Source organism: Borrelia turcica IST7, assembly GCF_003606285.1.
GTDB lineage: Bacteria > Spirochaetota > Spirochaetia > Borreliales > Borreliaceae > Borrelia > Borrelia turcica.
Genome location: NZ_CP028884.1, coordinates 632,895 through 648,345 on the forward strand (window position 1 = coordinate 632,895; position 15,451 = coordinate 648,345).

Genomic DNA, 15,451 nt, shown 5'->3' on the forward strand with positions numbered 1-15,451 from the left:
GATATGAGGAATAAAATGAGTTCTTTTAATTTTAAAGATTATGTATTTGGTAGAGCAAGAGAAAGTGTTGTAAAAAATGGGAATAAGGCTAGCATAGTTTTTCCGGAGAGTAGTGATGTGAGAATTTTAAAGGCAACGATTGAAATATTAAGGGAGAGATTGGCAGGATTTGTAGTTCTGATTGGGCAAAGAGATAAGATTTTGAAAAATTTAAAAGAACTTGTAGGATTTGAGGATCATTTTTTAGAAATGATAAGAATAATAGACCCTAATTCTTTTGAAGGTTTAAATAGATATTTAGATGAATATTTTAAATTAAGACAAAATAAGGGATTAGCTTTGAGTAAAGCTAGAGTGGAAATTTTGGATGAAATTGTTTTTTCTATGATGATGGTAAGGTTAGGTGACGTTAAGACTTGTGTTTGCGGGTCTTTGTCCTCTTCGAGTAGGGTATTAAGAAGTGCTTTAACCGTTCTTCCTAAGTTTAAGAAAACTAAGCTTATATCTTCTTTTATGCTTATGGATACTGGTGATAACTGTAATATGAATAAAACTTGTTTTGGACATAAGGGTATTTTACTTTTTGCTGATTGTGCTGTAGTGATTAATCCTAATTGTGTAGAACTTGCAGAAATTGCAATTCAGAGTGCAAATTCTTTTAAGAATATTTTTGATGTAGAGCCAAAAGTGGCGCTGTTAAGTTTTTCTACAAAGGGCTCTGCCTATTCAATGGAAGTTGAAAAGGTTCAATGTGCTTTAGAGATTGTTAAAAATAGATGTAAAGACTTGCTTATTGATGGGGAATTCCAACTTGATGCAGCCTTAATTAAAAATATTGCCGATAAAAAATGTGGTGATTCTTTAGTTGCTGGTACTGCAAATATATTGATTTTTCCTAGTTTGGAGTCTGGGAACATTGGGTATAAGCTTGTTGAAAGATTAGCTTTTGCTAAGGCTTACGGACCTTTTTTGCAAGGATTTGAAATGTATGTGAGTGATCTTTCAAGGGGATGTTCTGTAGATGATATTGTATTAGCAAGTGCTTTGATGATAAGTAGTTAATTTGTTTGAAATTTCAATAAATTCTTGAACAGAAATCTCTTCTGGTCTTTTATCTAAAAAATTTTTTAAAAATTCTTGTTCAAGAATTTTTTCACTTGTAACAAAATTAATGATTGTATTTTTGAGTTTTTTTCTGCGGCTTGTAAATACGGTTCTAACTAATTTATTAAATTCTTTAAATTCTTTAATTTCTTGCTTTTGAGGAATAAGCTTAAGAGTGCTAGATTTTACTTTAGGGATTGGATAAAAATTCTTCTTATCAATATCCATGATTTTAATTACATTAAAGTGTGATTGAACTAAAACTGTGAATGAAGAATAGTTTTTGTTGCCCTTCTTTGCAATCATTCTGTCTGCTAGTTCTTTTTGCACTGTAAATACCATTTCATTTAAAATTTTATCTTCAATAAGCGTAGATATTACCTTTGATGCAATGTTATAGGGTAGATTTGAAAATATTTTGTTGCAAGTTGTTTTTTCTCCTTTATATGTCTTTAAGAAATCACCTTCTATTAACTTAAAGTTTTCAAATTTTTCAAATTCCTCATTCAAAATTTCTGAGTACTTGGGGTCAATTTCGAAAGCGGTTAGGGAATTTGTTTTTTTGAGTAAAATAACTGTCATTGCACCAAGTCCCGGACCTATTTCCCAAATTTGTTCATTTTCTTTTATCTCAAGTGCATCTACTATTTTTTCTCTTATGTGTTCATTAATTAAGTAATTTTGTCCCCATATTTTTCTTGGAGCTATATTTTTTCTCTCAAGTACCGTTTTTATGCTGTTTATGCTGTTATAATTTATGCCCATAGTTACTAATAATAGCATATAGGTATTCTAAGACTACTTATTCTTTGCTTCATATCTCTTTCCGATTTCTAATTTACAGATTATATAAAGTATTATTAGAATGCTTAAGACTAAAAAAATGCCTATGTTATGATTTTTAATAGTAGGAAATTTGCTACAAATAAGTGCTGTTTCTTTTATTGCCTTAAAAACATATGTATTTATTAGGTCAAATAATAAAAATAGATATGTATTTAATTTATAAAATATTAAGCTTAATGTTTTTATTGTTAAGAATAATAGCATAAGAGGGGTAACTATTAGGTTTGACAAGATTGATATTGGTGGAAGATTGAAATTGTTAGCATAAGCAACAGGAGCTGTGCTAACTTGAATCAAAAAGGTTGTAAGAATAGAAGATATAAACTTATTTAAGTTATACCTGTCTTTAAGGAAAAGAGAAATTGATATTCCAAATACTGCAAGATAAGATAGTTTAAATCCTGTTGAACTTAGTGTGTGTGGTAAAATAATGGCATTTATTATGAAACTAATAGACAATGTACTTAATAAATGAATTTTTCCATAAACTAATTTATAGAGCATGAGTATTTCTATCATGATAAACGCTCTTAGAGCAGATGGTGAGCATCCTGTTAGGATTAAATAATTAAGCAATATTGAACTTAAAATTAATGATTTTAATATTTCATTTTTTATTATTAAGAAAAGTAAATAATAGAAAATAATATAAATTAAATAAAAATGTAGCCCAGATACTGCTAGTATGTGAAATAATCCTGATTTTTGAAATAAATTACTCTCATATTTTGTTATCTCTGATCTGTTGTTTGTTAGAATTGCTTTTGAAAAATGGGAATAATAGGGATTCATTGCATTGAAAAATGGGTTTAATAGATTATCATATTGTTCTCTGATCTTTACGAGTATCGGTCTTTTAATAAGTTGAATTTTGTTGTTTTTGATGTTAACTATGTCTCCGATTTTGTATTGAGTTTTAATATTTTTAAATACAAATTTATGCTGTTCTCCAAATCCATTTATTGATTCAATCTTGGTTTTTGAATATTTTGGAAGATAAACAATATTTGTTATTTTGTACGAATCATTATCAAACCTTTTAAAGCCTAGACTAATTTCAAAGATTAATAGGAAGCTTATGCTAAACATAAATGTGAGTGAGAGATGAGAATCCTTTTTCATTAAAAAAATTAACATTAAGGTTAAATTCAAATATATGAGATTGAAGTTCAAGTAATATCGTATTAACAGGTTTAATGCAATTATGATAAATAATAAAATCACTACAAATCTCTTTTTAAAATTATTTGTGTTTATATTTCAAATCGTTTTTGAGTTGATTAGATAAGATTTGACAATATTACATATATATTTAATAATTTATTATGAAATTATTAAATAATAAATACCCTATCAGATATGCTCTTTTAGAACTTTTTCTAGCTTATATTGTTTGTACTCATATATCTCCTTTTACAAGTGTTGATGAAGATCTTTGGAATTTTAGTGGAAATCATTATGTTTATTGGTTATATAGTACTTTTTTAATTTTTTTTATCCTACATTTTGCCAGATTAACAAGCACTACTTATTTTAGAGATGAATTTTATATACCTAAATTTAGGTTAGTTTTTATTTGGAAAGCATTTTTAATTTTTATTAAGCTTGTTATTTTTATTATTTTTTTGTTGTTTATTGCTTACTTATGTGTTGAGTATTTTTTCTCAAATGCATGGAGGTCTTGGGTTGAGACAGATATTGGTAGTTTTAGATGGAATATGGGCAGTAAGGAAACGCTTTATTTGATGGCTATTACTTCTCTTTTTACGGGAGCAGTTGAGGAATTGTTGTATAGATCTTTTATTATTACTAAACTTAAACAGATGGGATTTAACTCGTTTATTTCGGCGATTCTTAGTAGTATCATTTTTGCATCTGGACATATTTATTATGGCTTTATTGGTACATTTGTTACATTTGTTCTTGGTTTTATTTTGGCTTTTATTTATTTAAGGTATAAAAATGTATACTATGTAAGTTTGGTTCATAGTTTTTATAATACTACTGTTAGTATTGTGGCCTTTATGTTAAGTTAGTTGAGGAGGATTTATGCTGGACACTATACCTAAACGTTTTAATGAAGTTGTAAAACTTTATGGTGATCTTGATATTTTTATATATAGGGAGAATGAATCTAAAGAGTTTAAGAAGCAGATATATTCTGATTTTTGGAATGAGGTTAAGAGTATTGCATCTGGACTTCTTCATTATGGAATTAAGAGAGGCGAAAAAGTAGCACTTATTTCTGATTCTAGAAGAGAATGGATCATTATTGACCTTGCTGTTATGAGTTTAGGATGTGTTGATGTTCCACGGGGCAATGATTCGCCTGAGGATGAATTATTGTATATTATTAATCATTCTGAATCTGGTTTTGTCTTTGTTGAGAATGAGAAGCAACTACAAAAGGTACTTGCTAAAAAGCAAGAGCTTAGATCTGTTAAGCATATTGTTGTTATCGATGATGATAAGCTTTATGAGGAAAAGTTAGGATTTATTACAGTAACTTCTTATAAGAAATTGTTAAGTGTGGGGAGTGATTATTTGAATAATAATCCTAAGGCATTTCATGCTGAGCTTGAGCAAGGGTCTGGTAAGGATTTGGCTACTATAATATACACTTCAGGAACAACTGGATTTCCAAAGGGTGTTATGCTTCGCCATGAGTCTTTTATTTTTCAAGTAGATAGGATTTATGATTATCTTCCGTTGCTTAAACCGGGGAAAATAATGATATCTATACTTCCGCTTTGGCATTCGTTTGAGAGGGCTTGTGAATATATAGTTGCTCTTAAGGGAATGTCAATTGCTTATTCAAAGCCTATTGGACCTATTTTGCTTAAAGATTTTGCAGCTTTAAATCCTCATGCAATTATTTCTGTTCCAAGAATTTGGGAAGGAATAAGGATTGGTATTATTAAAAAGGTGTCGGAATCTCTTGTAAAGAGAGTTTTATTTAGCGTTTTCCTGAAGATTGGAATTCTTTATGTAAAGCTTAAGGAGAAATTTTTGAACCTTGTTCCTGTTTATAGGAAATCAAATTTATTGGTTTCCTTTTTTATGAAATTTATTTTTCTTTCAGGATTAATTTTGATATTTCCTTTTAAATTCTTAGGAGATCTTTTGGTTTTTAGAAAAATCAGGAAAGCGCTTGGAAAAAGGTTTGAATTTGGTGTATCTGGTGGGGGAGCTTTGGTAGAATATGTAGATTATTTTTTTAAAGCAGTAGGTATTGTAGTTCTTGAGGGGTACGGTCTTACGGAAACAGGACCTGTTTTAAGTGTGAGGCGCGTAAATCGTCCTATTGCTAGAACCGTTGGGCCTTTCCTTCCGGATATTGAGTATAGAGTAGTTGACAGTAATGGCAATTCTTTATTACCTGGTGAGAAAGGTGAGCTTTGGGTAAGATCGCCTCAGGTTATGAGTGGCTACTTTAAGAATGAAATAGTTACAAAAGATGTTTTAACGAAGGAAGGATGGTTTAAGACAGGTGATTTGGTTCGTGTAACAATTAAGCATGAGATTTCAATTGTTGGTAGAAGTAAAGATACGATTGTATTAAGGGGTGGAGAAAATATTGAGCCTGAACCCATTGAGAGAGCTTTATCAAAATCTTTACTTATTGAAAACGTTATGATTGTTGGACAAGATCAGAAATTTTTGGGAGCTATTATTGTACCTAATTTTGAATCACTTGAAAAGTGGTCAAATTCTAATGGAACAATCTTTTCTTCCAGAGATGATTTATTATCTAGTGAAGTTGTTAACAAACTTTATTCTAAATGTATTTCAGATATAGTTAATCCTAAGTCTGGTTTTAAGAATTTCGAGCGAATAGTGGGCTTTATTTTATTAAAAGATTCTTTTGTTATTGGTGAGGAGCTTACTAATACTCTTAAGCTTAAAAGATATTATATAATGGAAAAGTATCATAAAAAGATAATGTCAATATTTAGTAAGGATGATTTTGAATTAGTGTGATGTAGAGTGGTGAACTCTACATCTTTTTCATGTAAGGAATGTTTAGTAAATTCATGCAGTTTTTTATTGTTTGTAGAACGGCTTTGGATAAACTTATTCTTGAATTTGTGAGTTCAAGGTTATTTGTGTCTATTATTTTCGTCTCTTGGTAGTATGTGCTGAAGCTTTTTGCAAGTGAGTAAGAGTATTGAGTTATTAATGAAGGATTTAAGTCTTTTGACGCTTTAATTATATGTTCTTCAAATTCAGAAATAATCTTAATTAGTTCCCATTCTTTTTCCTGTTCCAATAAGTCTAGATTAGCACCTTCTCTGGGTAAGTTTAATGTGTTGTATTTTTCAAGTATGCTATTAATTCTTGCTCCTACATATTGAATGTATGGGCCAGAATTACCAATAAAAGATAAGCTTTCTTCTTTGTTAAATAAAATATCTTTGTGTATGGCTGTTTTTAGCAAATAGTAGTGAATAGCTCCTAGCGATATGTCTAGAGCAATTTTTTGCAAATCTTTTTCATCTGTATTTCTCTTTTTTATTTCTAGCATAGTTGAATTTACTAAATCATGAATCAAATTATCAGCATCAACCACATTGCCTTCTCTTGATTTCATTTTGCCTTCAGGTAAATTTACCATCCCATAAGATAGATGTATTAAATTATTTTCTTTTATAATACCTAATTTATCTGCAACAAAAAATAAAATTTTAAAGTGATGAATTTGCTCACTTCCAACAACATATATCATTTCATCAAAATTATATTCATTTTTTCTGGTTACTATATTTCCCAAATCTTGAGTAAGATAAATGGACGTTCCATTGGCTCGTAAGAGTACTTTCTCTTTAAATTTTTTATCTGCATTTTCATTTTCTTCTGTAGGTATGTTTATACATATAGCTCCATCTTCTCTTCTGTAACATAAACCGTCTTCTAATCCTTTAAGTACAACATCTCGTCCGATTTCAAATATTTCACTTTCAAGATAAATTTTATCAAATGTAATGTTTGTAAGATTATAAGTTTCTTTTATTCCTTCAATTGCCCATTTGTTAAGCTTTTCCCAAAGTTGAACTGTTTCTGGGTCTCCTTCTTCCCATTTACATAGTAATTTTTGTATTTCTTCTTCTGCTATGGCATTATCTTTTGCATATTCGTTATACTTTACATAGAAATCACCTATTAAATGGTCTCCTTTTTTACAAGAAAGCTCGGGGGTCGTATTGTTCCCAAATTTTTTGTAAGCAAGCATAGATTTGCAAATATGTACACCTCTATCATTTATTAGATTTATCTTTATTATTTGTCCACCGGCAGCTTTTAATATTCTTGATAAACTTTCTCCAATAATGTCATTTCTAAGGTGTCCTACGTGCAGTGGTTTATTTGTGTTGGGGGCTGAAAATTCTATTACTATTTTTTTATTCTTAAGGAAATTATTTGTGCCATATTTTTCCTTTTCTTCATTGACTTTATTAATTGTATCTCGAATAAATTCCTTTCTCTTGAGTTTAATGTTTAAGTAAGGCCCCATTGGTTTGGTTTCATATTCCGATCCAATCTCCTTTACTATCTCTTCAATAATAACAGATGGACTAAGTCCTAATATTTTGCTAAATTCAAATATTAAGATTGATAAATCTCCTAACTCGCTCTTTGGTGGTTTTTGAATTATTGTAGTTACTTTGTCCAGTTTAATATTTTTTGTTAAGGCAAGTTTCTTTATTGTTTTACTAATTTTATCTTCTAAATCTTTTTTTATTTTACTAATCATTCTTTTTCCCTTTAATATTTATTAATGTGTTAATCAATAAAAAGATTAAAGATGCTACTAAGAAAACATTTGAGCTATAAGCTGGTGTTTTGCTTATGCTGAACTCTTTAATTATTGATATTTTTGTATTGAAAAACTGTAAATTTCCAGTATTTAATATTTCTCTAAAGAGTGAAACTATTGAGCTTAATGATACGAATGTTATTATTGGTAGTTTGGAATATTGCAATATCCTTAAAGGCTCTTTTAGATTTTTAAAAGGTTCATTTTTGTGAAATGATACTATGATAACTATTAAAATAGGAATTGAAAATCTTAAATTGTTATAAAGCATAGGGGTTGTATAATACATGAAAAGATAAGTTAAACTAACAAATATCCCTATCATAAACAAGTAAATTCCTAGTATTTGATTCCTTAGTTCTATTTGATTAATGATTATTGCAGGCAGTAGGATGCAAATGGATATCCAAATTGATATTATACTTCCCTCTAGAAAAGTTTTTGTATAAGCAAAAATTGGAAAGAGCATTAAATGAGTTTTTAAATATCTATCTGTAACATAAAATGTTTTTTTTTGCATAAATCTTACCTTTAACGATTTTATTTTGTTTTAAATTGATTTGTATCTGTATTAATATCTACAATATGATTTGAGTTTACTTTTCCAAAAGTTTTAATACTTTCAATTGCTCCTATTAGTCTTTTGATTTCTTCTTTTAGACTCTTCATTGAATTTGAAACGGTTATGTTAATTTCTTCTAGAAGAGAAACGGTATTGATAATCTCTTTATTTCCTCTAAACATTTCATTTGAACCAATTTTTACTTCATATGTTATTTCTCTCATTGTATTTAAAGCTTTTAAAATTTCCTGACTACCAATTGACTGTTCTTGCATAGTATGATTTATTTCTTCTATAACTTGAACTACAAGATTTATTGAATCAAATATTTGATTGAAAGCTTTATTTGTGAGTTCTGATGTTTTTACTGTTTTATTGATAGAATCCATTATTTCATTTATTGATGCTGCAACTGATTCTGATTGTGAAGTAACCTGTTCTGCAAGATCTTTAATTTCTTCTGCAACAATTGCAAATCCCTTTCCAGCTTCACCAGCATGAGATGCTTCAATAGCTGCATTCATTGAGAGTAGGTTTGTCTGACTAGCAATAGATGATATTAGAGCATTTGCTTCTTGAAGTCTTGTTGAGTTTTTATAAATTTCTTTAATTTGCATAATAACTTCTTCTTGCTTTTTTCGACCGTCATCTGAAAATACTTTAAGTTCTTCTGTACTTTTTGCAGCTTTTTGTGTTATTTCTGTAACTGATTGTATACTTCCTATCATTTCTTCAATAGCAGATGATGATTCTTCAACGCTAGCAGCTTGAGTTTCAATTGAGTTGTCAAGTGATGCAATGTTTTTAGATAAACTCTCTATTGTGTTTGTTGTATTGGAAATAAATTCAACTTGCTTTTCTACTTCTCCCTGTGTTTTTTCTATATACTGATTTGAATTTGTTATCGTATCATAGGCTTTATTTATTTCATTAAATAAAAGATCTCCATTATCTCTTAATAATTTGACTCTGTCTTGTAGTGAGTTCATTACATTCTTTAAATTTTCAATGAAATATCCGAAATGATTTATTGTAGAACTTACTGAGTCGTTCCCCTTTGATTCAATCTTGACCGTTAAATCTCCATCTTTGACTTTTGGAATGACTTCATTTAAATATTCTATTTTTGTTATTATTAATTTCTTGATGATGCTTATCATGATTAAAATGAATATTATTACGAGTGCTGCTATTATTGACAAGGACATCAATTTAATTTTGTATAGTTCATTTGAAAATATGTTGTCATAGTTCATTTGTATGGCTAAATACCAAGATGAAGTTGTAAGTCTTGTTAAAGAGATTATGTTATTGTCATGGTTAGTAGTAATATTGCTTTGTTTCCTAGATATTGAATTTAATAACTGATTCGTTATCTTGGGATTATTTTCAAATAGGTTGTCTATTGATAAATTAATATGTTCGAGTGTGTCTTCATTTTGTTCTCCAAAAACTTCACCTTGATTATTAATAGCATATATCTTGAAGTAGTGATAACTTTGATGTTGATTCCCCTTTTCCAGTACAGATCTCTCTAAAAACAGAAATATCTTTTTTCTTAATTGTTTTATTTGCTCTAGTATGTCTAAATATAAAATAACATATCCAGTGTTGTCTGCATTTCCGTTATCTCTTGTGGCTATCTTGTAAATCATAGGTATGTAGTGCTTGTTATTTATTTTTATTAAGTTTTTATGTAATGCGATTATTTGAGTTTTATTTATAAAATTATCCGCTTTAATTCCCTTTAAATTTATCTGGGAGTTTATTCTTCTCTCATCGCTTGAATACAATACCTCTCCATTTTGGTTTACATATTCTATTATCGTTATATAAGAAGGGAATAAATGAGAGTTACTAACAGATATTATGCTTTTAAGTTTCTGATTCTTTTGTTCGCTAGATACATTGTTGTAATTTATGATAAATTCATCAATAGCCTGTAAAGTGTTTCTTGTGTCATCAACGAAGCTTTTTGTCATAATGTGATTTACAAATTTTGTAAAATTTTTAAGCTCTTTAGTTATTACTTTCCTATATCCGTAATTTAATAACAAAAAAGTAGTAGCAGCAATAATTATTGTGTATATTAAAATAGCAATATTAAACTTATAAAAAAGAGTGGAACTGGAACTTTTTCTTTTCACTTGAATCCTCACAAAACTTTTTACAAAATATCATAACCAACTAGTATTATATATGTTTTATTATATAATTATATACATATATCTGAATAATAAAATAATTATTCTTGTTAGTATATTCATATAATGTGTAATGCGGTAGGAAGATTTGTTTATATAGGTTTATGGGTTTAATTTTGGAGAATTTATGAATGATGATTTAGTGAATGTTAAATTAAAAAATATGAAGTTTTTTCTCTATTTTCTACTTTTTGTTTTTATTTGCTTTAGTTTGCTATTTATAGGACAAGCCTATTTAAATTATAAAAATGAGTATATAGAGCGTGTTAGGTCTGATTTTGAGCTGTTTTCAAGTAATATAGAATTTCGGTTTAAGAGTAGATATGAGTATGCTAAGGATGTTCTTAATCATTTTGTTAAAGATAATGATGTTTTAAATATTTTGCATAATGCTTCAAATAGTTTTATTTCAAATATTGATTTGAAATCTATGTATGATTTGAATACGAGTAGTACTTTATTTTTAAATTCGAAAGAATTTAATGAGGTAAGTAAGGTTTTTGAGGGTGTACCTTTTGCGGAGAATTCTTTAGAGGGAATTTTTTATATTCCTATTGGACAAAATGTTCTACTTTCAGATAGAAGTTTTTCATCTTTGGGTATAAATAACATTATGGAAGATCCGATTTATTTTGTTCCTGCAAGAAATAATGTTGCTTATTATTCAAGTTATAAAAGGATTAAGAATAAGTTTTATTCTGTTGTAAGTATTCCAGTTGTTAATAATAACTCTATGGTGTTGGGTGTACTCTGTTTCATGGTTTGTTTTGAAGATTTGTTAAATAGTGTAGCAAATCAGTTTAATTCTTATCTTAAGTCTAGTAATAAAAATTATGAGTTTTTTGTTGTTGACAGAGACTTTAGTCCTTTGTTTTTAAGCCTTAGTGATGTAAATATTGGGAATTTTTCGGAAGCTTATGAGAGTAGTGTGTTACATAGAGCTGTAAGTTATATTAAGACGGATTCTAATATTTCAAAATATATTTTTAAACATAGAAATTCTTCCTATTTATTAAATTCTTCTCAGATTGAAGGAACTGTGATTCAAGGTATTATTTTTAATATGAATTCTCTTCCCTTTGGGTTTCAATCAAGTGCATTATTTTTCTTAGGGTTTTTGTTTGTCTCGTTTTTCATTTTATTTTATCTTTGTAATAAGCTAATTTTACCCATTATGGAAGATTTTAGGGTTATGCTTAATCACAAAAAGGTAAAAGAGGATGTTTTAGGCATTGACTCTCCTGTTGAAGTTCAATATAGGTCTTTTATTTTTTCTTATATTAATTCTGAATTTGATAGCCTTTTTTTAAAAGCTACTAATGCTGTGAGTAGTATTAAAGTTTATGTAAAGGAGTTGGACAGTTACTTAAGTGAGATAAACATACCTGAGGAAGGAATAGAGAGGGTTAAGAATAGTCTTTTTACTTATGAGAGGATAGGGGATACTTTTTCTAAATTTGAAAAAACAATTATTAATATTTTGAAAGATTTTGAATCAATATCTGAGCCAATTAGTGAGCATAGTAAAAATATATCAGATATTGCTACTAAATTTGAGGAAAATGCTAGTGCTTTTTATGGGATAGATAAGAACTTGGAGATTTTTAACAAGGTGGTTGTAGCAAATTCTACAAATATTGAAAGCGTGAAGAGTAAAGTTTTTGAATTAAATGCTATTTTTGAAAATATTAATATGAATTTCTCCGAGCTTTTGTCTCAAACGAATAATCTTCAGAGTGCAAATAAACTTTTAGTATCAATATCAAGTCAGACAAATATGCTTGCAATGAATGCAGCTATTGAGGCTGCTAAGGCTGGTGATGCTGGTAAGAGTTTTGCTGTTGTTGCAGAGGAGATTAGAAAGCTTGCTATAAATTCCGGTAAATACTCAACAACTATTAAAGATGAACTTAAGATAGTTAATAATATTATTTCACTTATAAGCACAGAGATAGATACTGTTTATAAAAATTTTATGGATATACAGGATAATGTTAATAATAATTCTGTTCAACATGAAAGGATAAATGCTACACTTGCTAAGCACATAAAAGAAATAGGAGCTTTTGAAGATAAATATTTATCTAATGATATTAAGATTAAAGATACTAAGAATATGTATAAGGAGATATTTAATAGTTACTTTTTTATTAACGGAAAGTTTAATAATTTAAATAACGATTTAGGTGAATTTGAAGTTTCTAAGATGAGTTTGGATGCATTAGAGCCTTTACGAGAGCATATTGCTTTAGTTAATGAATCTAGAGAAAAAATTATTAGGATAAAAGATATTATTGAAAGTATTAATAATGAACTTAGAGATGTTTGATTTAAATTTTGTCTTTAAATCCAATGTATAGGACTTCTTCTTCAAGGGAGAATCCTGTTTTTGCTTTTACTTCAGTTTTTACTCTTTTAATTAACTCTTTAATATCTTTGGCGCGGGCATTGTTGTTATTTATAATAAAGTTTCCATGATATTTCGAAACAGATGCTTCTCCTATTTTGAATCCTTTTAGATTGCATTCTTCAATTATTTTTCCGGTAGGTTTTAAAAATTTTTTATTATTTTTAAATGTACTTCCACTACTTGGAAAAAGATAATGACCTTTGTCTATCCTATTTTGTTTATTATGTTGCATAATATTTAAGATATGTTTTTTATTTCCCTTAGATAAATTTAGTGTAACTTTTAATATTAAAGTATTTTTGTTTTGAAATGGAGAAATTTTGTATGAAAATTCATTTTTTTCAAATTTTTTACAGATGGTTTGTCCATCCTCATCTACAAAAACGACTAAATCTAATATTTCAGAAATTTCGTTCCCAAAGCATCTAGCATTCATCCAAACGGCACCTCCAAGTGTGCCAGGAATTCCGTATATAAATTCTAATCCACTTAATTCGTTTTCTAGAGCAAAATTACATAAATTTTCAAAATTAGCTCCGCATTCAGCAGTAATTTTATTACCTTGAAGTGTGATTTTATTCAGATAACCAGTGTATATTATGGGAAAATCAATGTCTTCTTCGTCATTTATTAATAAATTTGAACCTCCTCCTAAGATAAATATTTTAATCTTTTCCTCTATTGCTGTTTTAAATATGTGTTCTGCTTCTTTGATGGTTTTGGGTATTAAAAATAATTTAGCAATGCCTCCTATTTTGTAGGTAGTGTAGTTTGCAAGATTTTCTTTAGTAGGAGTGGTATTGATTTTGTTGAGAAAATTATTGATATGTTTGGACATATTTTCTAAATTTTATATGAAATAAGTACTTTTTACAAATTTGAGCTAGAAATTTTTAGGAATTATCCTGTTAAGTAGATTGTAAAACTGTATAAATTTCATTATTTATAAGTTTGTCAAATTGGTCTTTTTATAATAAACTTCTATAGTAAGTTGATTTGAGATTTTTAAGCAAAAATTTATTTTTGGTTTTGTTTATTTCTAAAATTAGCTTTTCACAGGATGTATGATTCTTAAGTTATATAATACAAAGACAAAAAGTTTATCTGAGGTAAAAAAGAGTGGTGAAACTAAGATTTACGCTTGTGGCCCTACTGTTTATAATTATGCACACATCGGCAATCTTAGAACATATATTTTTGAAGACGTACTTATTAAGTCCTTAAGGCTTTTAGGCTATAGTGTTAATTATGCAATGAATATTACTGACATTGGCCATTTAACGGGTGAATTTGATGAGGGTGAGGATAAGGTAGTTAAGGCCGCAAGGGAGAGAGGACTTACAGTTTATGAAATTAGTAAATTTTTTACGGAAGCTTTTTTTCTTGATTGTGAAAAATTGAATATAGTATGTCCTGATAATGTTCTTATTGCAAGTAAATATATAGCTCGCATGATAGAAGTTGTCAAGGTTCTTGAAAAGAATAATTTTACTTATTTTGTTAATGGAAATGTTTATTTTGATACTTCTCGTTTTAAAAATTATGGTCAAATGGCTGGAATTAGCCTAGATAATGCTTGTGCCTCTGTTTCTAGAGTTGAGATAGATGCATCAAAGAAGAATAAAACAGACTTTGTTTTGTGGTTTACAAATTCAAAATTTAAAGACCAGGAAATGAAATGGGATTCGCCTTGGGGTTTTGGTTATCCAAGTTGGCATTTAGAATGTGCTACTATGAACTTAGATTGTTTTAAAGACACTCTTAGTATCCATTTAGGAGGCGTTGATCATATTGGAGTTCATCATATAAATGAAATAGCTATAGTGGAATGTTACTTAAAAAAATCGTGGTGTGATTTATTTGTGCATGGTGAATTTTTGATTATGGAAGATGAAAAAATGTCAAAATCAAAGGGTAATTTTATTACCATTAAAGACTTAGAAAGTGATGGGTTTTCTCCTCTAGATTTTAGATATTTTTGTTTAACGGCACATTACAGAACACAACTTAAATTTACATTAAGTAACCTTAGAGCTTGTAGAGTAGCTAGGGAAAATATGCTTAATAAGTTAACTTCTCTTTATTCTTCACTAAATCAATTTGATATACCACTACTTAATAATACTTATTATAATATTGAATCTTCTCTGGAGAATAAATATTATAATAATTTTTTAGAAAAGATAGCTTTTGATTTGAATATTCCTCAAGCTTTAGCTTTACTTTGGGATGTTGTTAAGGACGATAATTTAGAGGCTCTTTTAAAGCTTAGGCTTGCATTTAAGTTTGATGAAGTTTTGTCTTTGAGTTTAAGAGAAGAGGTACTGAAAGCTATTAAGAGGGATGATGTACATATGGATGATTGGATGAATTCTTTACTGGAAGAGAGACGAATTGCAAAATTAAGAAGAGATTTTAATCGTGCTGATGAGATTAGGGATTATTTTATTTCTAAGGGGTTTGTCTTAATTGATACAGAAGAGGGGACTAAGGTTAGAAGAGGTTAAGTA

At 28.5% G+C, this 15,451-nt stretch carries 11 protein-coding genes; 5 read left to right on the forward strand and 6 right to left on the reverse strand.

From position 1 onward, the window contains the following. Positions 1-15: 15 nt before the first annotated feature. Positions 16-1,062: a phosphate acetyltransferase gene (gene pta, locus DB313_RS03070; RefSeq protein ID WP_120104369.1), complete on the forward strand. Its 1,047-nt coding sequence runs from the start codon at positions 16-18 to the stop codon at positions 1,060-1,062. On the opposite strand, the gene rsmA is transcribed toward pta, so the two are convergent. Both rsmA and DB313_RS03080 read right to left on the reverse strand, forming a co-directional pair. Continuing rightward, the gene (rsmA, locus tag DB313_RS03075) at positions 1,033-1,869 is read right to left on the reverse strand and encodes a 16S rRNA (adenine(1518)-N(6)/adenine(1519)-N(6))-dimethyltransferase RsmA (RefSeq protein ID WP_120104673.1); all 837 of its coding nucleotides are present in this window, start codon (positions 1,867-1,869) and stop codon (positions 1,033-1,035) included. The two genes, pta and rsmA, sit on opposite strands and share 30 nt — an antisense overlap. A gap of 33 nt (positions 1,870-1,902) precedes the next feature. Continuing rightward, positions 1,903-3,174 (reverse strand): ComEC/Rec2 family competence protein, encoded by a 1,272-nt coding sequence (locus DB313_RS03080; RefSeq protein WP_120104370.1) that lies wholly within the window; start codon positions 3,172-3,174, stop codon positions 1,903-1,905. 101 nt (positions 3,175-3,275) lie between these two features. Here DB313_RS03080 and DB313_RS03085 point away from each other — a divergent pair, with 101 nt between their 5' ends. Both DB313_RS03085 and DB313_RS03090 read left to right on the forward strand, forming a co-directional pair. Further along, on the forward strand, positions 3,276-3,986 hold the full coding sequence (locus tag DB313_RS03085) for a CPBP family intramembrane glutamic endopeptidase (RefSeq protein WP_120104371.1): 711 nt from the start codon (positions 3,276-3,278) through the stop codon (positions 3,984-3,986). A gap of 13 nt (positions 3,987-3,999) precedes the next feature. After that, positions 4,000-5,931, forward strand: coding sequence for an AMP-binding protein (locus tag DB313_RS03090; protein WP_120104372.1), 1,932 nt, complete (start codon positions 4,000-4,002; stop codon positions 5,929-5,931). 16 nt (positions 5,932-5,947) lie between these two features. Here DB313_RS03090 and argS read toward each other — a convergent pair whose 3' ends face one another. The 3 genes from argS to DB313_RS03105 are packed head-to-tail and all read right to left on the reverse strand — an operon-like array spanning position 5,948 to position 10,474. Then, entirely contained in the window at positions 5,948-7,702 is a 1,755-nt protein-coding gene (gene argS / locus DB313_RS03095; protein ID WP_120104373.1) for an arginine--tRNA ligase, read from the reverse strand. Beyond that, entirely contained in the window at positions 7,695-8,285 is a 591-nt protein-coding gene (locus DB313_RS03100) for a hypothetical protein (protein WP_120104374.1), read from the reverse strand. The genes argS and DB313_RS03100 overlap by 8 nt, the downstream gene beginning before the upstream one ends. 20 nt (positions 8,286-8,305) lie before the next feature. Next, the gene (locus DB313_RS03105) at positions 8,306-10,474 is read right to left on the reverse strand and encodes a methyl-accepting chemotaxis protein (RefSeq protein WP_174220847.1); all 2,169 of its coding nucleotides are present in this window, start codon (positions 10,472-10,474) and stop codon (positions 8,306-8,308) included. A 184-nt stretch (positions 10,475-10,658) separates the two neighbouring features. On the opposite strand from DB313_RS03105, the gene DB313_RS03110 reads away from it, so the two are divergent. Continuing rightward, a complete protein-coding gene (locus DB313_RS03110) occupies positions 10,659-12,860 on the forward strand; it encodes a methyl-accepting chemotaxis protein (protein ID WP_120104376.1) in 2,202 nt (733 codons plus the stop codon). A gap of 1 nt (position 12,861) precedes the next feature. Here the strand turns inward: DB313_RS03110 and murB are convergent, their stop codons facing one another. Continuing rightward, the gene (gene murB, locus DB313_RS03115) at positions 12,862-13,779 is read right to left on the reverse strand and encodes a UDP-N-acetylmuramate dehydrogenase (RefSeq protein WP_120104377.1); all 918 of its coding nucleotides are present in this window, start codon (positions 13,777-13,779) and stop codon (positions 12,862-12,864) included. Positions 13,780-14,005: 226 nt separating this feature from the next. On the opposite strand from murB, the gene DB313_RS03120 reads away from it, so the two are divergent. After that, positions 14,006-15,448, forward strand: coding sequence for a cysteine--tRNA ligase (locus DB313_RS03120; RefSeq protein WP_120104378.1), 1,443 nt, complete (start codon positions 14,006-14,008; stop codon positions 15,446-15,448). Positions 15,449-15,451 lie beyond the last annotated feature (3 nt).

Coding starts and splice junctions, on each gene's coding strand:
- rsmA (WP_120104673.1), bottom strand. CDS start 1,869: ATGGGCATAAATTATAACAGCATAAACAGCATAAAAACGGTACTTGAG.
- DB313_RS03120 (WP_120104378.1), top strand. CDS start 14,006: ATGATTCTTAAGTTATATAATACAAAGACAAAAAGTTTATCTGAGGTA.
- DB313_RS03110 (WP_120104376.1), top strand. CDS start 10,659: ATGAATGATGATTTAGTGAATGTTAAATTAAAAAATATGAAGTTTTTT.
- DB313_RS03085 (WP_120104371.1), top strand. CDS start 3,276: ATGAAATTATTAAATAATAAATACCCTATCAGATATGCTCTTTTAGAA.
- DB313_RS03090 (WP_120104372.1), top strand. CDS start 4,000: ATGCTGGACACTATACCTAAACGTTTTAATGAAGTTGTAAAACTTTAT.
- pta (WP_120104369.1), top strand. CDS start 16: ATGAGTTCTTTTAATTTTAAAGATTATGTATTTGGTAGAGCAAGAGAA.
- DB313_RS03100 (WP_120104374.1), bottom strand. CDS start 8,285: ATGCAAAAAAAAACATTTTATGTTACAGATAGATATTTAAAAACTCAT.
- murB (WP_120104377.1), bottom strand. CDS start 13,779: ATGTCCAAACATATCAATAATTTTCTCAACAAAATCAATACCACTCCT.
- argS (WP_120104373.1), bottom strand. CDS start 7,702: ATGATTAGTAAAATAAAAAAAGATTTAGAAGATAAAATTAGTAAAACA.